A 22,792-nucleotide genomic window follows, 5' to 3' on the forward strand; every position below is an offset into this window, starting at 1 on the left:
CCCGTTGACCGGGCCTGGCCTGCACCTCTCTCTTCTTTGACACTGATCGGCAGTACGGTGTCACCCATGCGCCCCGACACGCCTGCCGAAAACGTCGACCACAACGCCGAAGCGGCGCGCCTGGAGCGGACCGCCGACCGGTATCCCGAGGACGCCGAGGCCCTGCTCCTGCAGGCCGCGGCCCATCTGGAACTGGCCGGCGACCGCCCTGCCGCGTCCTCTCTCTACGACCGCCTGCTGGCCGCGCAGGACGGTTTGGAGAACCCGTTTCTCGTCCGCGCCCTGAAGGCCGCGAACCTCTGGGAGTACGGCCATGAGGCCGAGGCCCGCGCGATCATCGAGGGCGTCCGGGCGGCGGCACCGAAGGACCCGGCGCCCTGGGTGATCGTGGCGGAGGCCCTGGAGTCCCACGACGAACTGGAGCAGGCGCAGGAGACCTTCACGGAGGGCGCGAGGATCCTCCTGACGGACGTGGCGGAGCCGCCGTACTCCACGCATCCTTTGTTGTTCGGCCGTCACCGCGTCCGGAGGATGCTCGGCCTGGCCCACGACGAGTGGGACACCCTGGCGGACACCCTCCACTCCTCGCCGGTCTCCCTCGACGAACTGCACGACCCGAAGCGCGTCTGGTCCCTCGGCTCGGAGAACCCGGCGGAACTGGAGGCGGAGATCTCCCGCCTGCGCGCCGAACTCGGCACGTACCGGGAGGCGTTGTCCCGCCCGTTCCCGGTGGCCGTCCTGCACTGGCCGGCTTCCGAACTGTCGGAACTGCTGACGGCGTACCCCTCGCTGGAGTCGGAGTACCCCTCCCACGAGGAGCACCTGGCGACGATAGAGGCGTCCCTGCGCGAGCTCGCCGCCTCCGGCACCCCGAACCTGGGCATCGTCTCGGGCACGGTCCCCTCCTACGAGGCCTTCGCAGCCTCGGAGGGCACGTCCCCGACGGAGACCTCACTCCTCCCCCAGTACGCGACGACGCTGGCGGCCCGGGGCCGCGCGGTGGAGTGGCCGCCGCAGCGGGGGACGGCTTGCTGGTGCGGGTCGGGACGGATCTACGGGGAGTGTCACGGAGGTTGAGCGGCTGGGTGACGGGGCGGGCTTCACCGGAGCTGTCGACCGCTCCGGGCCCGTTCCGGCGCTGCCGGACCGCTCAGCACCACGCCCCCGACAGATGCCGGGTGACGACGGCGCTGAGCGTCCGCACCCCCCGCGTGGAACCGGGGTCGATGTCCGTGAGCTCGCGGACCCGGCGCAGCCGATAGTCCAGCGTGCGGGTGTGGACGTTGAGCGCGGTCGCCGTGGCACCGCGGTGCATGTCGTGCCGGTAGTACGCGTCGAGGGTGACGAGGAGATCGGGACCGGGCTCCAGCCGACGGGCCACCGCGCGGAGCCAGTCATCGACGAACGGCACGTCCGCAACAGCGAGTTCGACGAACACGTCGGCCAGGGAGTGCGGCCGCAGCCGGGCGGAGGGTCGGCGCACCGGCGCCGCCAGAGCGATCCGCCGGGCGCGCTCCAGAGCCTCGGCCAGCTCCGCCGACGGTGCGACGGCCGTGCCGACGGCACAGGGGCGGCCGAGGGCATGGGCGAAGTCCCGTACGAGGTCCGGCAGATGGCCGGGTTCGAGGTCGGGTAAGAGATCGGGAACGACGTACGGCGGTACGTCCGCCGCGGTGCCGGAACCGGCTCCGGCTCCCACTCCGGGGATCAGGGGAAGCAGGGCGATCAGCTCGCCGCTCCCGTCGCCGCCCTCCGGTCCCCACAGGACCGGTGCCCGGCAGGTCTTCACCAGTGCCCCGATCTCGTTTTCCAGGAATCGATCGACGACGGGGCGTTCCGGAAGCCGGAACACCGTCACCGCGTAGTAATCCGACAGCTCCATGTCGACGGCTTCGGCGAGTTCTTCCGCAATAGGATCTCCGCTCAACAATGACCTGGCCAGCAGGGCGACCTGCTCGGTATACGGAATTCGGCGGCGGAGTACGCGTACGAATCCCTGGCGATAGGCACCGATGCCACGTTCTCCCTGCGGTGCGAACCAGGCCATCATGCGCATGAGTTCGTCGACGTCGCCGCCGCGCTGGGCCTCGGTCGCCTCGTTGATCTCGCGCAGCATGAGCGCGGTGTGCACGCCCAGCACCCGCTGCCGTGTGTCCAGCGACATCCCGGCCGCGGCCCGCAGCTCCCCCATCGAGGCGATGTAACCGAGATCGCTCTGACTCAACTCGCTGTTGTCCGGAGACAGTTCGACGGTTCTTCGCCGGAGCCACATCGCGTGCTCCAGCGTGTCGACCCGTGCCCGCGGATCCTTCACGAGGAACCCGAACTCCGGGATCTCCCGCGTGTACGTCTCGACCTCGCGGCGGGCGTTGGCCGACGCCTGCCGGGCCAGCTCGGCGAAGAGACTCCCCATGGGCGTGAGCATGCCATTCGGGACGAACGGGGCGACAGATGAGATCCGGACGAGGTTCATCACTTGGCACAAAAGGCCGGAACACACACCGGCAGCCTCTTTGTCACTGTGCGCAAAATTCCCGGACCAGGGCGTTTCCGTCACTCATTTCACTTGTGGAGGAGCTGTGAAGCGACCTTAATGAGAACCGCGTGGACACCCGCACCGATAAGCGCGGCGCGAATCCGCCCACATTCTTATCCGGACGCCTCGCATGGCGCACGGTCAAACGGGAGGGAAACTCGATGAAAGCAGGAACGAGAAAAAGAGTCATGGCGGCGGTCGCGGTCATGGTCACGTCGACGGCACTCATGCTCGGCACACCGGGCACCGGTTCGGCAGCTCCCGCCGCCGCGCCCAGCCTGCGGGCGTTCGGCATCAGCGGCGACGGAACCCTGATGGCCACATTCACCACGGACCGGCCACAGGTCCTCGACTGGGTCAGGGCGGTCACCGGCCTCAGCGGCGACACGGGCCTGATCGGTATCGACTTCCGGGTCCAGAACGGCCTCTTGTACGGCGTCGGCAACAAGGGCGGCATCTACACGATCAAGCTCCCGACGGGCACCATGGACGTCGTGGTCACCAAGGTGTCCCAGCTCCAGTACGCGCTGAACGGCAGCAACTTCGGCGTCGACTTCAACCCTGCGGCCGACCGCCTGCGTGTGATCAGCGACAACGGCCAGAACCTGCGCCACAACCTGAACGACCACACGACCATCCAGGACCTGAACCTCACCACCCCACCGATCGAGGGCACGACCAAGGGGGTCTCGGCCGCCGCCTACACCAACAACGACCTCGACGCGACCACCGCGACCACGCTGGTCGACATCAACACGACCAGCGACCAGGTCGTCCTCCAGTCCCCGGCGAACAACGGCACGCTCGCCCCGACCGGCAGCCTCGGCCTCGACGCCGGCCTCAACGCGGGCCTGGACATCTACAGCACCCTGTCCGGCGGCAGGACCACCGACAACGCCGCCTTCGCCACCCTGACCCCGAACGGCGCCGCCACCCCGTCCCTCTACACCGTCAACGTCTTCACAGGCCAGGCCACCTCGATCGGCCAGTTCCCCCTGAACATCACAGACCTGGCCATATCCCTGACGGGCTCCTGACCTGCGGAGAGGGGGGCGAGCACCTTCCTCACCCCCCTCTTCCACGGACTGGTCGTGATGGGTCGCCGACAGGGATCAGCCGCACCGGATGTCCGGGGTGCTGAGGGTGTACTTCACCCCGCCCCGGACCAGTGACCCGCTCAGGTGGATGCACTCGTTGGTCGCGTCGAACCAGGTGTAGACCGGCCCGGCGTAGTAGTGGTAGTTCGCCGGGTGCTCCGGCGGCGGGTCGGCGGTGTAGTCGCCGCTCTCGTCGTGAAGATAGAGCGTGATGTTGGACGCCAGTCCGTCGTAGGGGCTGGAGAAGAACTTCGCGCAGTTCCGCTTGGTCGAGGCGTTCCAGTAAGTGCGCGCGTAGCCGCCCCCGCTGGCCCCTGAAGGGCTCTTGGCCCAGTAGCTCTTGCCGTCCCAGCTGCCACTGCACTCAACGGCCGCGGGAGCGGCAGCAGTTGCGCCCCCGGCCGGCGCGGCCTGCGCGGCCGGGGCGGCGACCAGCCCGAGCAGCAGCCCCATTACACCGATCCCCAGCAGCTGTGTTCTCCGCAGACGCTTCATCCGCAACTCCCGTGATGAGATGCCGTCGATCCGGTACATGACAGGTGCACACGGAATGCTCTGCCTGCCGCAGGATGAGCATCGTCCTTTTCACGAAATCTCCGCCCGAAGACGACAAGTCGGCGGGCCCTGGGCTCCCGGCACGGAGACACGGGCGAAGGGGTGCTTCACCCCTGCACCCGTAACCGCAGCATCACATCGACGAGTAAAGAGCCGCTGGTCAACCGGCCCTCATCGCATCCGAGATGGACTTGACCCCGCCGTGCGCGCTGAGCCCGCCGTCGACGGGAATCTCCGCCCCCGTGATGAACGAGGACTGATCGGAGATCAGAAACACCACAAGCGGAGCGATGTCATCAACGGTCCCGCTCCGCCCCAACGGCGTCTCCCCGAGCATCGCGTCCCGGAAAGTCTCCGTGGCCCCGGCCGTCATCTCGGTCTCGATGTACCCCGGATGCACGGTATTGACCCGAATCCCCCGAGGCCCCAACTCCATGGCGGCAACCTTGGACACCCCGCGCAGAGCCCACTTGCTGGCGGTGTACGCAACGGGGTAGTACCCGGTGAGCGCAGCAGAAGACCCGACGTTCACGATGGACGACCCGGGCGGCATGAGCGGCGCAAGGTACTGAATCCCCAACAGCGGCCCAACGGTATTCACGGCCTGCACCTGCGCGAAGTCCGCAGCCCGAACACTGTCGATCCGATCCCGCTGAATGACCCCGGCATTGTTGACCAACCCGTGCACCTGACCGTGGACCTCTTGCAACTCGGCAGCCAGCTCGGCCCAGTCGTCCTCACGACTGACATCCAGCCGCCGACAGTCATCACCTTCTGGCCGCACGTCCGTCCGGACCACCGTGGCCCCAGTTCGAGCCAACGCAGCAGCCTCAGCGGCACCTTGCCCTCGGGCTGCACCGGTAACGACTACGACCTTGCCGGCCAGGGTTTGGGGATGCTGACTGGTTCCCGGGATCTGAGTCATGGCGGACAAGATATCCGCGGCGGGAAGGCACCCAGGACCTGGACCGGAGGCCACCGGACCGCTCGCCCGACCCTAGAGAGAAGGGGGCGGACCGCAGCAACCACGGAACGAGCGGCCTTTACGCACATCTTCCACACCCAAGGCCCACGGCTTGAAAACGATCACTTTTCAGCAGAGGGCCTCCGATTGTCAGTGAGTGCTGTTACAAAAGATCCACAGCGGCACATGGGAACGAAGGAGCGGTCGTGGCGGAATCGGGGGACCTCAGGGCTGGCGTCCACGAACGGCTGATCACTCGGGAACTACACGATCAGATAGAGGGACTCGAGGCTGCGGGCTGGAAAACCATCGACGCAGAGGTCAGTGCAGAGTCCACGCCACACGTGCTGGCCAGACACATCAGTGAGGTCCTCGGCCGCCGGTTGGCTCAGCTGCCGCAGAAGGAGCAGGTAGCGGTCGCCAACCAGATCATGCAGTCGCTCACCATCAGTGCGCCCGAACCGAATGAAGACGCACACAACGGCGCCATCGTCGACGGCCCCCGGCAGTTGCTCGCCCTCGCGGAGCAGGAAGCCCCTGGCGTCTATGCAATCCGCCCCCTGACGCCTCTCTCCGAAACCGCATTGATCACCAACGCTCCGGACGATCCCAGTCTGGGTGCCGAACTGCGCGCGGAGCTGGCCACGGCCGACCGCATCGACCTGCTGTGCGCGTTCGTCAAGTGGTACGGCATCCGCGTCCTGGAGAGTTCACTCCGTGAAGCCGCACACCGAGGCGTGCCGATTCGCGTCATCACCACGACGTACATGGGTGCCACCGACCGGCATGCCCTCGACCGTCTCGTCCGAGACTTCGGCGCCGAAGTAAGGGTCAACTACGAGACTCGCTCGACTCGTCTGCACGCCAAAGCTTGGCTGTTTCGCCGCAACAGCGGCTTCGACACCGCGTACGTAGGCAGTTCCAACCTCTCCAAGGCTGCTCTTCTCGACGGCTTGGAGTGGAACGTACGTCTGTCGTCTGTCGCGACTCCAGCTGTGCTGAACAAGTTCGAAGCTAGCTTCGACTCCTACTGGAACGACATCGCTTTTGAGGCGTACGACCCCGATCGTGATGCCCGTAAGTTGGACGAAGCGTTGGGCGTGGCTGGCGGCTCGTCGTCTCAGCAGGACTCAAAGATCAGCCTCTCGGGCCTTGAGGTTCGGCCGTACCCCCATCAGGCCGACATGTTGGAGCGTCTGCGCGTCGAGCGTGAAGTCCGCGGTCACCATCACAACCTGTTGGTCGCCGCAACCGGAACGGGCAAGACCGTCATGGCCGCCCTTGACTACCGCAATCTGCACAAGCAGTGGGGCGGCAAAAAGTACCCGCGGCTACTCTTCGTAGCTCACCGCAAGGAGATCCTGAAACAGTCATTGCGGAAGTACCGGGAAGTCCTCGACGATGCCTCCTTCGGTGAACCGCTCTTCAGCGGTGAACTGCCGAGGGACTGGCAGCACGTCTTCGCCAGCGTCCAATCGCTTACCGACCAGCGACTCGACCAGTTCGATCCGGAGCACTTCGACATCATCGTCGTCGACGAGTTCCATCATGCTACGGCTACGACGTATCGCCGCGTTCTCAACCATTTCAAGCCGAAGCAGCTCCTCGGTCTGACCGCCACCCCTGAGCGAGCCGACGGCCTCAATGTGCAGAACGAGTTCTTCGAAGGCAGGATTGCCGCCGAGATGCGCCTCTGGGAGGCGCTGGATAACGACCTTCTCTGCCCGTTCCACTACTTCGGCGTGCCGGACGGGACGGATCTGACCCGCCTCAACTGGCGTTCTGGAACGTACGATCAGAGTCAGCTCGGCGACCTGTTCTCGGCCGATCATGCTCGGGCTCGTATCGTCCTCAAGCAGGTGAGGGACAAAGTATCCGACCCGATGAGCATGCGGGCACTGGGATTTTGCGTGACCAGGAAGCACGCCCACTTCATGGCGAAATGCTTCCAGGAAGCGGGAATCAAGGCTGAAGCCTTGGACGGCGAGTCAAAGCCCGAAACCCGTGACCGGATCCTCGCCGAACTCAAGGCCGGTGAGATCCAGGTCATCTTCTCCGTAGACCTGTTCAACGAGGGCTTGGACATCCCCGACGTCGATACGCTCCTACTCCTCCGCCCAACGAGCAGCGCAACCGTCTTCCTCCAGCAACTTGGCCGAGGACTGCGGCGCACACAGGACAAACCAGTACTCACTGTTCTGGACTTCATCGGCCAGCATCGAGCCGAATTCCGGTTCGAGGAGCAGTTCCGCGCGATGACAAATTTGTCGCGCAACCGACTCCTCGACCATGCCGAGCACGACTTCCCGCTACTGCCCTCGGGCTGCCAGATCATCCTTGAAGGCAAGTCCAAGGACATCGTGCTGGACAATATTCGCACCCAGATCAAGGCAACCGTTCAGACTCTCGCCAAGGAAGTCAGGGACTTCGATACACGGCTCCTCGCGGACTATCTCAGGGAAAGCCGCCGCGAAGTCAAGGAGTTGTACAAGTCGAGCAACTCATGGACGTCCGTCCTGCGGCGAGCTGGCCTAGCCGACCTGCCTGAACAGGACGGCGAAGAGGACCTGTTGAAGCGGGTACACGCCTTCCTGCACGTCGACGACCCTGAGCGCGCCGCGGCATACACCCGCCTGCTGAGCGATGACGCCCCGACGTACGAGGCTCTGGACCCGAGGAACCAGACCTACGCTCGCATGCTCTTCTTCAACCTCTGGGACAAGGCCGGCGGCTTCGGCTCGTACGCGGAGGGACTTGAGTCTCTTCGCGAGCAGCGAGCGCTTCGTAGCGAGCTACGTCAGGTGCTCCACCACGTGATGGGCCAGACCGATCACTTCCCCATTGCCTTGGAAGCCCCGCACGCACACATCCCTCTGAAGATCCACAGCGCATACAACCGCTCGGAGATCCTGGCCGCGCTTGGCGTTGCTCGCCTCAACGGGCAGATGCCCGGCTCGTTCGCACAGGGCGTCCTATGGGACCAGCCGAACCAGACGGACGCGCTACTGATCACGCTGGAGAAGAACGAGAAGGACTTCTCCCCCACTGTCAGGTACAAGGACTATGCGTTGAGTCCTTCTCTCTTCCACTGGGAGTCGCAGAGCACCACCGCAGAGACCTCACCCACCGGTCTGCGCTACCAAGAGCACGTGAAACGCGGTAGCCATGTGCTCCTCTTCATGAGGCGTTACAAGGACACCGACATCGGCAAAGCGCAGCCGTGGATGCTGCTGGGCCCCGCAACCTACGTCCGACATGAGGGCAGCAAGCCCATGGCCATCACTTGGCAGCTGCATCATGAGTTGCCTGCGGATGTGTGGTCGTACTCAGCCATCGCCGCCGGCTAACAAGCGACAACCCTGGCTGCGCAGTGGGCCCTGGAGGACGTGTCTCGGGCACTAGCCAACTGGTTGACGTGGGTCACGAATGATCTCGCCAGCTCGATGGAGGAAGGTCGCGTGCGCTTGCACCATCTCACTCCTAGCCCGCTCAAAACTGGACCAATCCGCGCTAGCACCTGAAGAGCTCATGCTCTCGATATGCAGCAAGGTCCGCATGGCCGCTACCGACTTGCCCGTGATCGCATAGGCTAATGAATTTGCCTCACTTGGTCCCCATAGCGCCAATTGGCTGGTTTTGGCTTGTAGTTCAAGGGCACGTTCTTGCATCTCACGCCCTGCGGGTTCATCCAGTCCAGTCCCACTTCGCACCTCAGGCTCGATACGGGCAAGCACCTCATCAAGAGCGGCATAAGCCGCAAGGAGGGCGGCAAAGGACTGGTGCCGCTGGCTACGCACCCACTGCCAATGCTCGGCTGCTGCCTGACCGTGCACTTGCGTCAGCGCTGCCTCGACCGCCTTACGTCCACCAGTTTCCGCCCCACGTTTGGCGTACCTGCCAGCGATCACAGCACCGATGACCGCGGCAGCGAACGCGATAACGCCAGAGATGACCGTCCCCGTTGCATCACTCATCGCACCATCCTCGCCCGAGCCCAGTGCGACCACAACGTCCTCCGGGGCGCCCCGCGTCACCCCCTGCACTCAGCGAGCGGGGAAGCTATTAACCTCGACCTATGACAACACCCATACCCGAGTTTCAACCCGGTGCAGTCCTCACACGCGCAGACATTCATCCCGTACTTGGCGGCAGCGGCTACGCAGGAATCTGCCCAGCGAAGGAGAAGCGGAACGTCCTCCTGTTCTCCGACAGCAAAATTGGGGAGCGTTACGGATACAGCGATGGATGGCTCGCCGAGGATGACGACATCGGCCCCATATTCACCTACACCGGAGCTGGTAAGCGAGGCGATCAAACCCTTAGTGGCGGCAACTCGGCGATCCTGGAAGCCGCCAACAAGGGCCGCACATTACACTTATTCATTGCAGTCGGCAAAATTCCGGGCAGCGATACGCGAACACACAAGTACATAGGGAAGTTCAGAGTTGACGAACGCAACGCATTTGAGATAAAGGAAGCAAGAGACGAACTAGGCCAGAACCGCAACGTCATTGTCTTCCGATTGCGCCCTATAGGCCCTCACATCCGTGACGCTTCCGACACGCTTCAGCCGGCGCCTCAGTCTAGGTTTCGGCTACACCAGACCGCAGGCCGTATTGCCCGGGCGTATCGACGCGCGAGACGTCAGCAGCAGCCAACCAATCCAGAACAGGTAGCTACGGCCACACGTGATGACTTGGCAGATGCCTTCGAGGATCGCGAGACTGCCTCTGGGGAAAACATCGTGCAACTCGAGCTGTCGATGCGGAACTCGACATCTCAACTGGTATTTGACCTCTACAACCAGACGAACAACACGCTCTATGAGCCGACCGGCAGCGCAGCAAATGAGTCAATCACTCAGGCTCTTGCGCAACTCCTCCAAGCACGGCACCACTTGAGGCGCATAGCCCACCAGCAGCCTCTTCACCTGATGGTCCTCACTCCGTCACTCCCCCGCGAAGACCTCCGTGACCTGCTCGCCGAACACGGGATTGGTATCGTGTATAGAAATGAAAGCGGCAATTTCTCCGAGTTCGAGGCGCATACACCGACGTCGATCCCCTCTCAAGGTCTCCGCTGCATTGACTGCCCTGTACTTGCTTCCTGAGCCTCGCAGTTGCTGACGGAGCTACTGTTGGTGGATTGGCGGCGCCTGCATCAAACGCCGCCAATCCACCGAACGCCCGACAGCGCTACTCAACGTCCGCCTCGAAGCGGGTCTGTGCGCGTTCAAGGGCCTCGTCGACGTCGCACCCGTGAGCCCACAGCCAATGCAGGATGTCGACAACGACATCGATCGCTACGTCCTCCACCACTGATACGGCTCCGGCCCCCGCCTCCCGCCATCGATCTTGTCCGGAGCCGTAGCTGCTCAGCAAAGCTTCTACTCGGTTCACGCGCGTCCCCCCGGAGTGCCCCTCCGCTGAAGGCAACCCAGAAGGCAGCTCACACCAGGTCACCTTCTGCTCGGCCTGGAGCTGAACGCCCCAGCGATCGGTAACCGCACTGACCAGTGCCATACCTCTACCCGACTCAGCGTCGAGCCCGCCGTCGAGGAGCGTTGGCAGAGCGCGAGGGTCCGGGTCGTACACCTCGATGCGTACGCGACTACCCCTCATCGAGACGACCAGCGTGGTAGGGGTACCGGCGCCTACGTGCTTGATGACATTCGACACGAGTTCGCTCACACAGAGCTGAGCCGCGTCGATCACACCGTGAAGACCCCACAGCCCCAAGTGAAGCCGCATGATCCGCCGGAGCGCCGCGACCTCCTGCGGTTCCGCGGTGAAGGGAAGGCTCCAGGGCTTCCTCAGGACACCAGCAATGCAGTCCATCCACCAACACCTCTACCTTCGAGTGGAGTTACAGGGTGCAACTCATCACATACAGAGAGTTGCATTGGAACTCTCAAAATGGAACTCTCATTTCTGACCTCTGGTGGTGGAGGCATGCGACGAGCGCCCCCGGCGCGCGCCACCTTGCCGTCCCCTTGGGACAACCAGGACGATCTGCTAGGTCGACACGAAGGGCCGTAGGCATGGCAGTTGGACCCACAACACGAAGGCGCCAACTCGGCGCCGACCTGCGCCGTCTCCGCGAGCGGAGGGGGTTGACCCTTGAGGAGGCGGGCACCCGCGTCGGCATCTCGAAGGCGACCTTGAGCCGCTACGAGACCAAGGAAGGGTCCGTCAAATGGCCCGCTGTCGATGCCCTCTGCCGCGAGTACGAAGCCTCCGACGAAGAACGCCTCGCCCTCGTAGAGCTCGCGAAAGGCGCCAAGATCCAGGGATGGTGGCGGTCTCTGGACGACCCCATCCCCGAGTCGATGAACCTCATGCTCACGCTCGAGGACGAAGTCGTACGCGAGGACCACTACGCGTGTATGTACATCCCCGGTCTTCTACAGACCCGCGCCTACGCGGAAGCCGTCCACCGAGCCTCGGAAGTGCAGTGTCCCGAGCGCGAGGTTCAGCACATGGTCGACATCCGCATGAAGAGGCAAGAGCTTCTCGAACGAGACGACCCCCCGCTGCTGTGGTGTGTGATCGATGAGGCGGCGCTGCGGCGCAGGGTCGGTGGCCGAGAGGTCATGCAGAACCAGCTCCAGCACCTACTGACCATGTCGCGCCGACCGCACGTCACCGTCCAAGTACTCCCCTTCTCATCGGGCGCGCACGCGGCTTCCGTGGGCAGCTTCGCCGTCCTGAGAGGGCCGGCTCCGGAACTGGACGTGGTGTACGTGGACCTGCTCGGCGGCGGCCTCTTCATGGAGAAGCAACGGGAACTGGAGCGTTATAGATTGGCGTTCGAGTACCTCAGCGCCCAGGCGCTCGACCTTGAGTCCTCGGCGGCGGTCATCCGCCGTATAAGCAAGGAGCTTTGATGACGACGGCCCCGACGCTCCAGTGGTTCAAGTCCTCCTACAGCGGAGGCAGCGGAACCGAGTGCGTGGAGGCCGCCTTCGTTCACCCCGAGGTCCTCGTACGAGATTCAAAGGCACCGGAACGCCCGTACGTCGCCGTGTCGGTGAGGGCCTGGCGGGACTTCCTAGCCGGAGCACGTCGTACTGCTCCCAAGGACTTCGAATGACCACCGTGACCGGCATCGCCCCCCGCGGGACACAGCACTGCGAGACCTCAACCCTCGGCGTCCTCCTCCGGCACCAGGGAATCGACCTCTCCGAACCCATGCTCTTCGGCCTCGGCCGCGGGCTGTCCTTCATCTACTGGGACAGCAAGAGCATGGACTTCCCCTTCCTCGGGGGGCGGGTCAAGCCGTTCGAGCTCACGCGGAATCTGGCGGAGGCGCTCGGGGTGGAGCTGTCGGTGCGGGAGACCAGTTCGCCGCGCAAGGCGTGGGCCGACGTGGTGGAGGCGATCGGCGCCGGTCGACCCGTCGGTCTGCAGCTGGACTGCTATCACCTCGACTACTTCACGGCGAAGGTGCACTTCGGGGGGCATGTCGTCGCCCTGTACGGCTATGACGACCAGGTTGCCCATCTCGTGGACACCGAGCAGCAGGGCGGTGCCGTGGTCACCAGTCTGACGAGTCTGGCCGAGGCCAGGGCCGCGCGTGGGCCCATGACCGCCAAGCACCGGTCCTTCACCCTCACCGCTCCCCAGGAGCTGCCCTCTCCTCACGAAGCGATCGTGCCCGCCATCACCGCCTGCGCCCACACCTTCCTCAACCCGCCCATCGCCAACCTGGGTCACCGGGGCATCGAGAAGAGCGGCAAGCTCGTACGCACATGGCTGCGGCGGAGCGACGACCCGGGGCGGGATCTGCCTCAGGCCGCCCTGCTGATGGAGAAGGCCGGTACCGGCGGTGCCCTGTTCCGCAACCTCTACCGTGACTTCCTCGCGGAGTGTGCCGAGTTCGTCGACAGTGATCATCTGCGCACCGGCCACCGGTTGTACGCCGAGGCGGCCGCGCTGTGGACCGAGGTCGCGGTGCTGATCACCAAGGCCGGTGAGTCGGGCGAGGAGCAGCACCTCGCGCAGGCGGGTACCGCCCTCCTCGAACTGTCACGCATCGAGCGCGAGGCCATGGAGGCACTGAGCCGCCTGGAGGGCTGAACCGACTCCCGGTCCGGCCCGGGAAGCATCGACACTCGGTGCCGGGGGCGGCTGCGTGGATACTGCCCTCAAGCACCGATCCCGGAAGGCGACGACACCATGCTCATCCTGTTTGGCACCAAGGGGTACCTGTACCAGCTCGCGATACTCACCCTGGTGTGCGGGCGGTGCGGGAACCCGGCCGCGCACACCCTGCGCAAGCGGGTCACGAAGTTCACGCTGTTCTTCGTGCCGCTGTTCCCGATCTCCACCAAGTACGCGATGCAGTGCACCTTCTGCGGTGCCGAGAGCAAGCTCAGCGCGCAGGAGGCGGAGCAGCTTCAGGCGCAGGCCGCCGCCGGTGGTGGGCAGGGCGGGCAGGTGCAGGGCGGACAGGCCCCGCAGCAGCCGTACCACCAGTGAGGCCGTGCGGGTTCAGGGCGCCTGATCGGCGTCGGCCGGCGCGAGCTGTCGGTTCGCCGGTTCGGCTTCCCCCTGTGTGAGGGGTTTGCCTGGTGGGGGCTCGTCGCCGCCGCAGCCTCCGCCGGACGGGGGCGGCGTCTCGGAGGGCTCGGGGGCGGGCGGGGGCTCCGAGTACGTCGGCGGGTCCGGTGTCTTCTCGGCCGGCGGAGGCTCAGCGGACGGAGGCTCTGTGGGAGTCGGGCTGCTGGGCTCCGGTGTGGGCGGGTCCTCCCCCGGTGGGGGTTCGACAGGGCTGGGACTGGGGTCCGGCACCTCCGGTGCGGGCTTCACGGGGGTGGGGCTCGGGTCCGGCACCTCCGGTGCGGGCTGATCCGTTGGCCCCGAACCTCCCCCGGATCCACCGGACCCACCGGACCCACCGGAGTCCTCGGGCTTCCCGGCCTCCCGGCCACCCCCACCCAGCTGTACGCCTGCCCCGTCCCCCGCTACGACCGTCCCCGCCCCGCCGTCCCGGTTCCGGCCCCGCTCGGCCGTGACCGTTCCGGGGCCTGCCGGTGTCTCCGCCACGGCACCCTCGGTCGACCCCACCACAGGTCCGACCAACGGCCCCTGAGCCACCGGCTCCCGCCCGGGCGAAGTCACCGTCGAGGGTGACTCGTTGACCCCGAGGGTCAGGACGATCGCGATGGCCGCGGCCGCCGCCGTACCGGAGGCGAGCGCCGCCTTGGTCTTCGGGCCCGCCGCACGGACGGTCCGCACAAGACCCGACCCGGCCGCCGAAACACCTCCCGCAGACCCCGTAGCGGACCCGGCGGACCCCGCAGCCCCTGCCACGGACCCGGCAGACCCCGCCGCGGCTCCCGCCGTCGCCCCCGTCCCCGCCCCGACGACCCCCGCCGTCAGCGACGCCAAGAACTTCCCCGTGGCCCCCGCGCCCACCGCGAAGACCAGCAGCGCGGGTCCCGTGAGGGCGGGCAGCCGGTTGTTGGCGCTGATCAGGACGGCGAGGCGCCCGCGGCAGTCGTCGCAGGCGTCGACGTGGGCGAGGAGGCGCTCGGACTGGCGCGAGGTCGCGTTGCCGCGGACGTAGGCCGGCATCCGGCTCCAATGGACCTGGCACGCGGGATCGTCGGGCGCCTCGGTCTGGGAGCGCAGGAACGCCTGGCGCATGCCTTCGCGGGCCCGGTGCAGCAGTACGGCCGTCGCGCCCTGCTTGGCGCCGATCTGCCGGCCGACCGTCTCGAGCGGCTGGCCCTCGGCGTCGGCGAGCCACAGGGCCCGCACCCAGCGTTCGGGGAGTTCACCGAGGACGCGGACCAACAGGTCGGTGGCGGAGACCTGTTCGGCGGGGTCCTCCCCGTGACCGGTGGACGCCTGCTCGGGGACCTGGGGATCCCGAGGGGTCTCGTGGGTCGCGCTCGCGACGGAGGACGCGAGGTGCCGGACGGTCGTCATGAGGTACGCCGGGACGTTGTCGATCTCGTGCCCGGCGGACAGCCGCCGCCAGACGCGGAAGTGCGCCTCGGCGACGAGGTCCTCGGCCGCCCAGGTGTTGCGGGTGAGCGAGCGGGCGTACGCGACGAGGCGCGGCTGTTCCTCCTCGTAGACGCGCACGTAGGCGGCGGTCGCGGAGGAGGACGTCTGAGCGGGCACTCTGGCGGGTTGGTCGGTCATGCAGGAACGCTCCAGTTCCCGGCGGTCGGGGCGCGGAAGAGTTTGTCAGCGTAGATGACAAAAGTTTCAATCATTCAGTTCCGGCCGTGACTCAGATCACAGGAAGGAACGCGAGCCTCCGCGTAATCAAGGGACACTCCCGCGGCTCGACAGGGCAATCGACACACAACCGCCATACCTCGCACCCGAGACGGAGACCCGCCGCCATGCGCCTCACCACCCTGGAACAGACCGTCCGCGCCCGTCTGATCACCTCCGACCACCCGGAACTCCCGGTGCGTCCCACGCTGCGCTACAGCTCCGCCGAGCCGTTCGCCGTGCACATCGACTTCCCCGCGCACGTCTCGGCCGACGGCGAGGGCGTGACGTGGATGTTCGGGCGGGCGCTGCTGGAGGAGGGGCTCGGGACAGCGGCCGGGGAGGGGGACGTACGGATACGGCCGTGCGGACGGGCCAGAACCGTCATCGAGTTCCACTCACCGCTCGGCCTCGCCGTGATCCGCTTCGGCACGGCCACCCTCCGCCGCTTCCTGCTGCGCTCCTACGACGTCGTCGAGCCCGGCACCGAGGACCTGGGCCCGGATCTCGACCACGGTCTCGCGGCGCTGCTGGACGAGGTGTGAGGCGGCACTTGGCGGCAGGAGACTCGACAAGGGACTCGGGAAGGCGCTCGGAAGGGGGCCCAGGAGGGGGCTCGATTCCGCCCTGTGGGCTGCGGCGGCCGTTGTCAGAATGAGGACCGGGCGAGTTTCACGCTCATTCCCTGACAGGCGCTCACAGTTCCCTGGCGAAACCCGCGACCGCGTCGAAGTCCGGGGCGCGCAGGCCGACTCGGGGATCGACTCGACGCAGCAGAGCCCGGCCGTCGTGGTGGCGGGCGACGAACTCCTGGTCTCTGTGGTCCAGTTCGTCGTCCAGCCAGACGAAGGGACGGCCTGCCGCGTGGGTGACGAGGTGGCGGGTCTTCCAGAAGGTGCCGTCCGGGCCGGGCACGAGTGTCGTGGGCCAGTCGACGACGGGGAGGGGCGGCAGGCCGAGGACGGGAGCGATGAAGGTGTTGGCCTCCTGGCGCCATGTGGTCGCCCAGACGAGGTCGTAGCGATCCGTCAGGGCCAGCAGTGCGCGTCCGTGGCCGGGGTTGAGCCAGACCCGCAGGGGCTTGACGGCCGACGGCGACAGGCCGGGGTGCTGGGCGATCCAGCCCTCGGGCTTCATGCGGTGGGTGGTGTAGCCCTCGGGACGGCGTTCGGGCCGGGCCGCGTAGGGGTTGAGGGGACCGTCGACGTCGAGGTAGAGGAGGGCGCGGTGCACGCTGTCGCCTCCCCGGGGACCGGACGACTGAGGTTCGGGGCGAGCATAACTCTCATGAACTGCGTTGCGCAGCGGCCGGGTTGAGCACCACGACCGGAGCCGCCGGCATCGGTCGACGTCACCTGCTACGGCCGCTATGGCCCTCTCGCCCCTGCCCCGGGCCCTGGCTCTGGCTCTGCCCCTGCCCCTGCCCCTGCCCCTGCCCCTGCCCCCTACGGACGCTGCGCGCGCTCGTCTGTGACAGCCCTGTTGCCGGAACTGTGGGCTCCGTCACAGCCGTTCGGTCAACGGGCTGCTGGACTCGGCGGGCCCGGGAAGGCGAGTGGTCAGGGGGCCGGGATGTCGTCGCTGATTCGGCGGCTGCGCGGAGTCGCCACGCTGGCGGCGTTCGTGGGGCTCGTCGTGTACATCTGGGGCTTGCTGCATCTCGCCGGCTCGATCCTGGAGGCGGAGGACGGCGGCGCGAACTCCGCGCCGCTGCCGCCGTGCCGTGGGAACGCGCAGGTCGTCCATGTCATCGACTACTCGGTGAGCTTCCTCCCCCTCTCCTTCGACTGCGAGACGACGGGCGGTGGCAGCTACTCGGCCGGGGTGATCCCGGGGTACGTCAATCCGGTCGCCGTGGGCTGCGCCCTCGCCGCCGTCGGCTGTGCCGTCGCCTCCGCCTATATGGCGGAGTTGCAGCTGCGCGCCGGGGCACGCGAGGGCGGGGCCTCCTGAACGGGGCGGCGGGTCAGCCCATCGGCACCAGCTCCGCCTTGCCGAACAACAGGGCGTAACCGGAGGGCAGTTGGGCCAGCACCCGGTCCACCAGCTCGTCGCCCACCAGCTCGGGCAGCACGCTCAGGACCGAGCTGACGTGCCAGCGGGCCGTCGCCGGGGTCGCGTCCTCGAGCCGGCCGGCCACCGTGTCGACGAACTCCGGTGCCGTCAGGGGTCTGTTGAGCGGGATCCGGGAGGCGACAAGCCTGGCGGCCTCCTCGGGCAGGGCCCGGGCGAGGTCGACACGTTCGTCGCCGGTGACCAGGCCGCCGAGGGCGGACAGGACGACACGGACGACCTCTTCCGCCTCCGCCGCGGTCGTGTACTGCCCGGCGTCCCGCACGGCGTCGACGAGGACGCTCCACCGTGTCGTACCGGTCGCTCGTTGCGCGCTGAGTGCGCTCATGTACGGATCTCCTGGGGGTCGTTGCGCCCCCGCGGGCGGATGCCGGCCCGCGGGGGCGCGACTGCCTGGGTACGTTCTTCGGCCGCCGCGATCAGCGGCTGATCTGCTTGCGGTCGCTGTCGCCGCCCGTGATCCGGATGCGGCGCGGCTTGGCCTGCTCGGCCACCGGGATGCGCAGGGTGAGGACGCCGGCGTCGTACGAGGCGTCGATGCGTTCCGTGTCGAGGGTGTCGCCGAGGAAGAGCTGACGGGTGAAGGAGCCAGTGGGGCGTTCGGCGACGATCATCTCCGCGCCCTCGGGGGCGGGGACTCGGCGTTCGGCGCGGACGTTCAGGACGTTGCGTTCGACGTCCAGGTCGATCGTCTCGGGGTCGACACCGGGGAGGTCGAAGTGGACGACGAAGTCGTCCCCCGACCGGTACGCGTCCATGGCCATCGCGGCGGGACGGTTGCTGGAACCGAGGACCTGCTGCGCGAGCCGGTCGAACTCACGGAAGGGGTCGGTACGCATGAGCATCACAGTCCATCTCCTTTCCACAGACTCTGCGGTGCGATGCCCTACGCCTTCTTATATAGCTCGAAGCCAGGAAACTTGACAAGCCCCGACTCAGGTTCGGGTGACGGTCCTGATCCGGAGTTAGCCTCGGGACACATCGACCGAGGAGGCAGACATGGCGAGGGTTCCCAGCGCGGTGGTCGCGGCGGGCGGGCTCGTCGGCGGGTACGGCGTGGCCCGCTGGACGAAGAAGCGGCAGCTGGGCGGGGCGGTGCTGGCCGTCGCCGGGGCCGCGGCGGCCCAGCAGTGGCGGGCGCGGGCCGGCTCGAAGGCGGCCGGGGCACTGTCGGCCGCGTACGTCGCCGCCTTCGCGGGCTCCCACCCGCTGGCCAAGAAGGTGGGCGCGTGGCCCGCGGTGTTCGGCGTGGCGGGCGCGGTGGCCCTGGCGTCGTGGGCGGTGGCGGACCGCAAGGCCTGAGAGCCGCCGACCCCTGCGCCTGAGCGGCCGCCGACCGCTACGCCCGAGGGGCCCCCGACCGCCACACCCGAGAGGTCACCGGTCTCCTCCGTCCCGGTGGGTGAGCACGTTCACCACCCGCCCGTTCGGATCCCGGACGAAGAACCGCCGTACGCCCCACTCCTCGTTCCGCAGCTCCCGTACGACCTCCGCGCCCGATGCCACGACCCGCGCGTACACGGCGTCGACGTCCTCGACCTCCACGCTCAGGTCGGGGACGACGGGCGCGGTGCGCTCCTCGGTGAGGAAGCTGATCTGGGCGGTCGGGTTGGCGGGTGAGGCCAGTGTCACGACCCACCCCATGTCCATGACCTCCTCGAAGCCGAGGAGGCCGTAGAAGTCGCGGTTGGCGCTCAGGGCCTCCCCGGACCTGACATGGATGTCGGGCATGATCCTGCGAATACTCACGGGCGCGGCTCCTTCGCTGTTCCTTTTCCGTTATCGACCGTCCCACCCTCGCGTCTCCTGACCGTCCCAGCCACCGGCACGCGAGGAATGACGTTCGTGACTTCGACTGCACAGATCAGCCGCCGCAGCATGCTCAAGGCGGCGGGAGCCACGGGGGTCGCGGTGACCGCCGCGACGGCCCTGCCCGCCACCGCCGCCGACTCCGGCTTCGCGCACCCGGGCCTGCTGCACACGCGGGCCGACCTGGCCCGTATGGCCGCGAAGGTGAAGGCCGGCGCCGCGCCTTACACGGCCGGTTTCGCGAAACTGACGGCCAACCGCCATGCGCAGAGCGGCTGGACGCCCCAGCCGCAGACGACGGTGTACCGGGGCGCGGGCAGCCCCCAGAACTACGCGACGCTCTACAACGACATCCACGCCGCCTACCAGAACGCCCTCCGCCACCACGTCGGCGGCGACGGCGCGCACGCCGACACGGCCGTGGCGATCCTCAACGCCTGGTCGGCGCGACTGACGTCACTGGCCGGGTCCGCGGACCGCTTCCTCGCCGCCGGGCTCTACGGCTACCAGTTCGCCAACGCCGCCGAACTCGTCCGCGACCACCCGGACTTCGACCTCGCCCGCTTCCAGGAAATGCTCACCAAGGTCTTCGCCCCGCTCAGCGAGGACTTCCTGGCCCGCCACAACGGCGCAGTCATCACCAACTACTGGCCCAACTGGGACCTCACCGCCATGGCCTGCGTCCTGGCCACCGGCATCTTCTGCGACGACCGGTCCCAGGTCGCCCGCGCGGTCGACTACTTCAAGCACGGCGACGGCCTCGGCTCCCTCCGGCACGCCATCCCCGTCGTGCACGACGACGGCCTCGCCGAGTGGCTGGAGGCGGGCCGGGACCAGGGGCACGCGCTCCTCGGGGTCGGCCTGATGGGCACGTTCTGCGAGATGGCGTGGAACCAGGGGTACGACCTCTACGGCCACGACGACAGCCGGTTCCTCAAGGGGGCCCAGTACGTGGCGAAGTGGAGCCTGGGAGGGGAGGTCTCCTACACCGCGAACACCCGCGCGAAGGGGGCGGTCGGGGGCTGGTCGGGCAGAGAGACGGCATCCGCGGCGGCCGGCGTCGACCCCGCGATGACCCGGCCCATCTGGGCGATGATCGCCAACCACTACACCAAACGCCGCGGACTTCCGGCGTCGTACGTCACCCGGATCGCGGCGAAGTCGGCGCCGGAGGGGGGCGGCGGGGACTACGGCCCCAACAGCGGCGGCTACGACCAACTGGGCTTCGGCACGCTGGCGTTCACGCGGGACCGAGCGGCGTCGGCCGGGGCCGCTCCCGTCCCCACGACCAGCGCGAGCGCCTCCTCGACGCCGACCGCCGGGCGGGACCTCGCCGCCACCGGTTCCTCCGACATCGTCGGGTGGTCTGCGGCTGCGGGGATCACTGCGGTCGCGGGGGGACTGCTTCTGCTGCGGCGGCGGGATCGGGTTCGGCAGGGGGAGTAGGGCGCCTATGGGGGTGCCGGGTTCGGTTGTCGGGCGGCTACCGGCCGGTGGGGGCTGGTCGCGCAGTTCCCCGCGGGCAGCTGCGCTGGGCTTGGGCCGGGCGCCTATGGGGGTGCCAGGTGAGGTGGTCGGGCGGCTACCGGCCGGTGGGGGCTGGTCGCGCAGTTCCCCGCGGGCAGCTGCGCTGGGCTTGGGCCGGGCGCCTATGGGGGTGCCAGGTGAGGTGGTCGGGTGGCTACCGGCCGGTGGGGGCTGGTCGCGCAGTTCCCCGCGCCCCTGGGGAGCTGCAGTGACCCAGCGCCAGGACGGGCCGTTCGCCACCACGGACCGAAGGCCACCTCGCACGCCACCACGAGCCGTTCGCCGGACCGCGCGGCACCACCAGCCGTTCGCCGGACCGTGCGGCACGGCGGGCCGCAAGCCGCCGACGGCGCGCAGGGGACGGGGTGGGGGGTGTCCGCCCGCAGCGGCCGGCGTCCGTTATCCAGACCAGACCAGGCAACAGCAACCGCCGGACCGAGGACGGATACCCCCCCCACCCCGGCCCCGACCCACAACGCACCCGCACGCGCTACGCACGCCCCCACCCCACCCGCACAGGCCGCCGCAGGCTCACGCAGCCGTGAGCGGCTTCGCGATGTCCTCCAGCGACCGCTGCTCCGCCCGCACCGCGAGGAACGCCGCCACCAGCCCCGCCGCACACATCAGCCCCGCCCCGATCTGGAACGCCAGCACCGTGTCCCCGACCTTCCCCGTGCTCGTGAGGTCGGCGAACAGCAGCGGCCCGCTGATGCCACCCGCCGCCGTGCCCAGCGCGTAGAAGAACGCGATCGACATCGCCCGCGTCTCCATCGGGAACACCTCGGACACCGTGAGATACGCACTGGACGCCCCCGCCGAAGCGAAGAACAGCACCGCACACCAGCACGCCGTCATCGTGCCCGCGCTCAGCGACCCCCGGTCGAACAGCCACGCCGTCCCGAACAGCAGCAGCCCCGACAGCAGATACGTCGACGAGATCATCACCCGCCGCCCCACCGTGTCGAACAGCTTCCCCAGCAGCAGCGGCCCGCAGAAGTTGCCGACCGCGATGACCGCGAAGTAGTACCCCGTGTCCCCCGTCGGCACGTCGAAGAACTGCGTGAGGATCGCCCCGAACCCGAACGTGATCGCGTTGTAGAGGAAGGCCTGCCCGATGAACAGCGAGAACCCCAGCACCGACCGCCGCCGGTAGTCGGAGAACACCGTCCGCGCGATCTCGGCGAAGGAAACACTCCGCCGCTGGTGGATCGTGATCTCCCCCTCGGCCCGCGGCAGAGCCTCACCACCCCGCTCCGCCTCCACCCGCTCCTCGATCGAGGAGACGATCCGCTCGGCCTCGTCGTCCCGCCCGTGGATCAGCAGCCACCGCGGACTCTCCGGCACATGCCGCCGTACGAGAAGGATCACGAACGCCAGCACCGCGCCCAGCGCGAACGTCAGCCGCCACCCCACGTCCTTCGCGAAGAAGTCAGTGTTCAGCGCGACGATCGACAGCAGCGAGCCGCCCACCGCGCCCAGCCAGAAACTCCCGTTGATCATCAGGTCGACCCGGCCCCGGTACTGCGCCGGGATCAGTTCGTCGATCGCGGAGTTGATCGCCGCGTACTCCCCGCCGATCCCGAACCCGGTCAGAAAGCGGAACAGGAAGAACCACCACGACTCGAAGGCGACCGAGGTGAGCGCCGTGGCGGCGAGATACACGGCCAGCGTGATCATGAACAGTTTCTTGCGGCCCCACTTGTCCGTGAGCCGCCCCCAGAACAGCGCCCCCAGGCACGCCCCGGCCACATACAGCGCCGCGGCGATCCCGGTGACCTGCCCGGAGGAGATGGCCAGCCCGCTCCCGGGTTCCGAGAGCCGGCTCGCGATGTTGCCGACGACCGTGACCTCCAGGCCGTCGAGGATCCACACGGTTCCGAGTCCGATGACGATCGTCCAGTGCCAGCGGGACCAGGGAAGCCGGTCGAGCCGGGCGGGGATGTCTGTCGTCACGGTGCGGCCGGTACCGGCCTGGGCGGTGGTCACGGATGGGCTCCCT

General features: G+C 67.6%; 23 protein-coding genes. 12 read left to right on the forward strand and 11 right to left on the reverse strand.

What is annotated here, in order from left to right; genetic code table 11:
- Window positions 1–66 precede the first annotated feature (66 nt).
- A complete protein-coding gene (locus IOD14_RS38775; protein ID WP_212672760.1) occupies window positions 67–1,077 on the forward strand; it encodes an SEC-C domain-containing protein in 1,011 nt (336 codons plus the stop codon).
- Between the two features lie 73 nt (window positions 1,078–1,150).
- Here the strand turns inward: IOD14_RS38775 and IOD14_RS38780 are convergent, their stop codons facing one another.
- Window positions 1,151–2,413 carry a helix-turn-helix domain-containing protein gene (locus IOD14_RS38780; RefSeq protein ID WP_174269146.1) on the reverse strand — a complete coding sequence of 421 codons (1,263 nt, stop codon included), beginning with the start codon at window positions 2,411–2,413 and terminating at the stop codon, window positions 1,151–1,153.
- Between the two features lie 311 nt (window positions 2,414–2,724).
- Here IOD14_RS38780 and IOD14_RS38785 point away from each other — a divergent pair, with 311 nt between their 5' ends.
- Entirely contained in the window at window positions 2,725–3,573 is an 849-nt protein-coding gene (locus tag IOD14_RS38785; RefSeq protein WP_123989554.1) for a DUF4394 domain-containing protein, read from the forward strand.
- Between the two features lie 75 nt (window positions 3,574–3,648).
- On the opposite strand, the gene IOD14_RS38790 is transcribed toward IOD14_RS38785, so the two are convergent.
- Both IOD14_RS38790 and IOD14_RS38795 read right to left on the reverse strand, forming a co-directional pair.
- On the reverse strand, window positions 3,649–4,128 hold the full coding sequence (locus IOD14_RS38790; protein WP_249126176.1) for a hypothetical protein: 480 nt from the start codon (window positions 4,126–4,128) through the stop codon (window positions 3,649–3,651).
- Window positions 4,129–4,348: 220 nt separating this feature from the next.
- Entirely contained in the window at window positions 4,349–5,113 is a 765-nt protein-coding gene (locus IOD14_RS38795; protein ID WP_212672761.1) for an SDR family oxidoreductase, read from the reverse strand.
- Window positions 5,114–5,358: 245 nt separating this feature from the next.
- Between IOD14_RS38795 and IOD14_RS38800 the strand changes: the two genes are divergently transcribed.
- A complete protein-coding gene (locus IOD14_RS38800; protein ID WP_212672762.1) occupies window positions 5,359–8,499 on the forward strand; it encodes a DEAD/DEAH box helicase in 3,141 nt (1,046 codons plus the stop codon).
- 51 nt (window positions 8,500–8,550) lie between these two features.
- Here the strand turns inward: IOD14_RS38800 and IOD14_RS38805 are convergent, their stop codons facing one another.
- On the reverse strand, window positions 8,551–9,126 hold the full coding sequence (locus IOD14_RS38805) for a hypothetical protein (protein WP_212672763.1): 576 nt from the start codon (window positions 9,124–9,126) through the stop codon (window positions 8,551–8,553).
- A 101-nt stretch (window positions 9,127–9,227) separates the two neighbouring features.
- Between IOD14_RS38805 and IOD14_RS38810 the strand changes: the two genes are divergently transcribed.
- Window positions 9,228–10,262 carry a hypothetical protein gene (locus IOD14_RS38810; protein WP_212672764.1) on the forward strand — a complete coding sequence of 345 codons (1,035 nt, stop codon included), beginning with the start codon at window positions 9,228–9,230 and terminating at the stop codon, window positions 10,260–10,262.
- Window positions 10,263–10,347: 85 nt separating this feature from the next.
- On the opposite strand, the gene IOD14_RS38815 is transcribed toward IOD14_RS38810, so the two are convergent.
- Entirely contained in the window at window positions 10,348–10,989 is a 642-nt protein-coding gene (locus IOD14_RS38815) for an ATP-binding protein (protein ID WP_212672765.1), read from the reverse strand.
- Between the two features lie 203 nt (window positions 10,990–11,192).
- Between IOD14_RS38815 and IOD14_RS38820 the strand changes: the two genes are divergently transcribed.
- From IOD14_RS38820 to IOD14_RS38835, 4 genes are all read left to right on the forward strand, one after another.
- Window positions 11,193–12,038, forward strand: coding sequence for a helix-turn-helix transcriptional regulator (locus IOD14_RS38820; protein WP_212672766.1), 846 nt, complete (start codon window positions 11,193–11,195; stop codon window positions 12,036–12,038).
- Entirely contained in the window at window positions 12,038–12,244 is a 207-nt protein-coding gene (locus IOD14_RS38825; RefSeq protein ID WP_212672767.1) for a DUF397 domain-containing protein, read from the forward strand. The genes IOD14_RS38820 and IOD14_RS38825 overlap by 1 nt, the downstream gene beginning before the upstream one ends.
- Window positions 12,241–13,230: a BtrH N-terminal domain-containing protein gene (locus tag IOD14_RS38830; protein WP_212672768.1), complete on the forward strand. Its 990-nt coding sequence runs from the start codon at window positions 12,241–12,243 to the stop codon at window positions 13,228–13,230. The genes IOD14_RS38825 and IOD14_RS38830 overlap by 4 nt, the downstream gene beginning before the upstream one ends.
- Window positions 13,231–13,329: 99 nt before the next feature.
- Window positions 13,330–13,632, forward strand: coding sequence for a zinc-ribbon domain-containing protein (locus tag IOD14_RS38835; protein ID WP_123989568.1), 303 nt, complete (start codon window positions 13,330–13,332; stop codon window positions 13,630–13,632).
- Between the two features lie 12 nt (window positions 13,633–13,644).
- On the opposite strand, the gene IOD14_RS38840 is transcribed toward IOD14_RS38835, so the two are convergent.
- Window positions 13,645–15,306, reverse strand: coding sequence for a sigma-70 family RNA polymerase sigma factor (locus IOD14_RS38840; protein ID WP_212672769.1), 1,662 nt, complete (start codon window positions 15,304–15,306; stop codon window positions 13,645–13,647).
- 206 nt (window positions 15,307–15,512) lie between these two features.
- Between IOD14_RS38840 and IOD14_RS38845 the strand changes: the two genes are divergently transcribed.
- Complete coding sequence (locus tag IOD14_RS38845; protein ID WP_123989570.1) at window positions 15,513–15,929, forward strand: SsgA family sporulation/cell division regulator; 417 nt, start codon at window positions 15,513–15,515, stop codon at window positions 15,927–15,929.
- Between the two features lie 151 nt (window positions 15,930–16,080).
- On the opposite strand, the gene IOD14_RS38850 is transcribed toward IOD14_RS38845, so the two are convergent.
- Window positions 16,081–16,617: an HAD domain-containing protein gene (locus IOD14_RS38850; RefSeq protein WP_123989571.1), complete on the reverse strand. Its 537-nt coding sequence runs from the start codon at window positions 16,615–16,617 to the stop codon at window positions 16,081–16,083.
- Window positions 16,618–16,956: 339 nt separating this feature from the next.
- Between IOD14_RS38850 and IOD14_RS38855 the strand changes: the two genes are divergently transcribed.
- Entirely contained in the window at window positions 16,957–17,337 is a 381-nt protein-coding gene (locus IOD14_RS38855; RefSeq protein WP_212672770.1) for a hypothetical protein, read from the forward strand.
- 13 nt (window positions 17,338–17,350) lie between these two features.
- Here the strand turns inward: IOD14_RS38855 and IOD14_RS38860 are convergent, their stop codons facing one another.
- Window positions 17,351–17,785 carry a DUF2267 domain-containing protein gene (locus IOD14_RS38860; protein WP_123989573.1) on the reverse strand — a complete coding sequence of 145 codons (435 nt, stop codon included), beginning with the start codon at window positions 17,783–17,785 and terminating at the stop codon, window positions 17,351–17,353.
- 91 nt (window positions 17,786–17,876) lie between these two features.
- Window positions 17,877–18,302 carry an Hsp20/alpha crystallin family protein gene (locus IOD14_RS38865; RefSeq protein WP_123989574.1) on the reverse strand — a complete coding sequence of 142 codons (426 nt, stop codon included), beginning with the start codon at window positions 18,300–18,302 and terminating at the stop codon, window positions 17,877–17,879.
- A gap of 154 nt (window positions 18,303–18,456) precedes the next feature.
- Between IOD14_RS38865 and IOD14_RS38870 the strand changes: the two genes are divergently transcribed.
- Complete coding sequence (locus IOD14_RS38870; protein WP_123989575.1) at window positions 18,457–18,759, forward strand: hypothetical protein; 303 nt, start codon at window positions 18,457–18,459, stop codon at window positions 18,757–18,759.
- Window positions 18,760–18,834: 75 nt separating this feature from the next.
- Here IOD14_RS38870 and IOD14_RS38875 read toward each other — a convergent pair whose 3' ends face one another.
- Window positions 18,835–19,206, reverse strand: a complete 372-nt coding sequence (locus IOD14_RS38875; protein ID WP_123989576.1) for a VOC family protein — start codon at window positions 19,204–19,206, stop codon at window positions 18,835–18,837.
- 129 nt (window positions 19,207–19,335) lie between these two features.
- On the opposite strand from IOD14_RS38875, the gene IOD14_RS38880 reads away from it, so the two are divergent.
- On the forward strand, window positions 19,336–20,712 hold the full coding sequence (locus tag IOD14_RS38880; protein ID WP_212673493.1) for an alginate lyase family protein: 1,377 nt from the start codon (window positions 19,336–19,338) through the stop codon (window positions 20,710–20,712).
- A gap of 612 nt (window positions 20,713–21,324) precedes the next feature.
- Here IOD14_RS38880 and IOD14_RS38885 read toward each other — a convergent pair.
- A complete protein-coding gene (locus IOD14_RS38885; RefSeq protein WP_212672771.1) occupies window positions 21,325–22,779 on the reverse strand; it encodes an MFS transporter in 1,455 nt (484 codons plus the stop codon).
- Between the last annotated feature and the right edge of the window lie 13 nt (window positions 22,780–22,792).

The sequence above is a fragment of the Streptomyces sp. A2-16 genome (genome assembly GCF_018128905.1).
In the GTDB taxonomy this organism is placed as follows: domain Bacteria; phylum Actinomycetota; class Actinomycetes; order Streptomycetales; family Streptomycetaceae; genus Streptomyces.

Bases quoted from the DNA above. Each gene is read 5' to 3' on its own strand.
- IOD14_RS38775 (WP_212672760.1), top strand. From the start codon at position 67: ATGCGCCCCGACACGCCTGCCGAAAACGTCGACCACAACGCCGAAGCG.
- IOD14_RS38855 (WP_212672770.1), top strand. From the start codon at position 16,957: ATGTCGTCGCTGATTCGGCGGCTGCGCGGAGTCGCCACGCTGGCGGCG.
- IOD14_RS38815 (WP_212672765.1), bottom strand. From the start codon at position 10,989: ATGGACTGCATTGCTGGTGTCCTGAGGAAGCCCTGGAGCCTTCCCTTC.
- IOD14_RS38825 (WP_212672767.1), top strand. From the start codon at position 12,038: ATGACGACGGCCCCGACGCTCCAGTGGTTCAAGTCCTCCTACAGCGGA.
- IOD14_RS38845 (WP_123989570.1), top strand. From the start codon at position 15,513: ATGCGCCTCACCACCCTGGAACAGACCGTCCGCGCCCGTCTGATCACC.
- IOD14_RS38840 (WP_212672769.1), bottom strand. From the start codon at position 15,306: ATGACCGACCAACCCGCCAGAGTGCCCGCTCAGACGTCCTCCTCCGCG.
- IOD14_RS38865 (WP_123989574.1), bottom strand. From the start codon at position 18,302: ATGCTCATGCGTACCGACCCCTTCCGTGAGTTCGACCGGCTCGCGCAG.
- IOD14_RS38860 (WP_123989573.1), bottom strand. From the start codon at position 17,785: ATGAGCGCACTCAGCGCGCAACGAGCGACCGGTACGACACGGTGGAGC.
- IOD14_RS38835 (WP_123989568.1), top strand. From the start codon at position 13,330: ATGCTCATCCTGTTTGGCACCAAGGGGTACCTGTACCAGCTCGCGATA.
- IOD14_RS38880 (WP_212673493.1), top strand. From the start codon at position 19,336: ATGCTCAAGGCGGCGGGAGCCACGGGGGTCGCGGTGACCGCCGCGACG.
- IOD14_RS38810 (WP_212672764.1), top strand. From the start codon at position 9,228: ATGACAACACCCATACCCGAGTTTCAACCCGGTGCAGTCCTCACACGC.
- IOD14_RS38820 (WP_212672766.1), top strand. From the start codon at position 11,193: ATGGCAGTTGGACCCACAACACGAAGGCGCCAACTCGGCGCCGACCTG.
- IOD14_RS38790 (WP_249126176.1), bottom strand. From the start codon at position 4,128: ATGAAGCGTCTGCGGAGAACACAGCTGCTGGGGATCGGTGTAATGGGG.
- IOD14_RS38870 (WP_123989575.1), top strand. From the start codon at position 18,457: ATGGCGAGGGTTCCCAGCGCGGTGGTCGCGGCGGGCGGGCTCGTCGGC.
- IOD14_RS38830 (WP_212672768.1), top strand. From the start codon at position 12,241: ATGACCACCGTGACCGGCATCGCCCCCCGCGGGACACAGCACTGCGAG.
- IOD14_RS38805 (WP_212672763.1), bottom strand. From the start codon at position 9,126: ATGAGTGATGCAACGGGGACGGTCATCTCTGGCGTTATCGCGTTCGCT.
- IOD14_RS38785 (WP_123989554.1), top strand. From the start codon at position 2,725: ATGGCGGCGGTCGCGGTCATGGTCACGTCGACGGCACTCATGCTCGGC.
- IOD14_RS38795 (WP_212672761.1), bottom strand. From the start codon at position 5,113: ATGACTCAGATCCCGGGAACCAGTCAGCATCCCCAAACCCTGGCCGGC.
- IOD14_RS38780 (WP_174269146.1), bottom strand. From the start codon at position 2,413: ATGGGGAGTCTCTTCGCCGAGCTGGCCCGGCAGGCGTCGGCCAACGCC.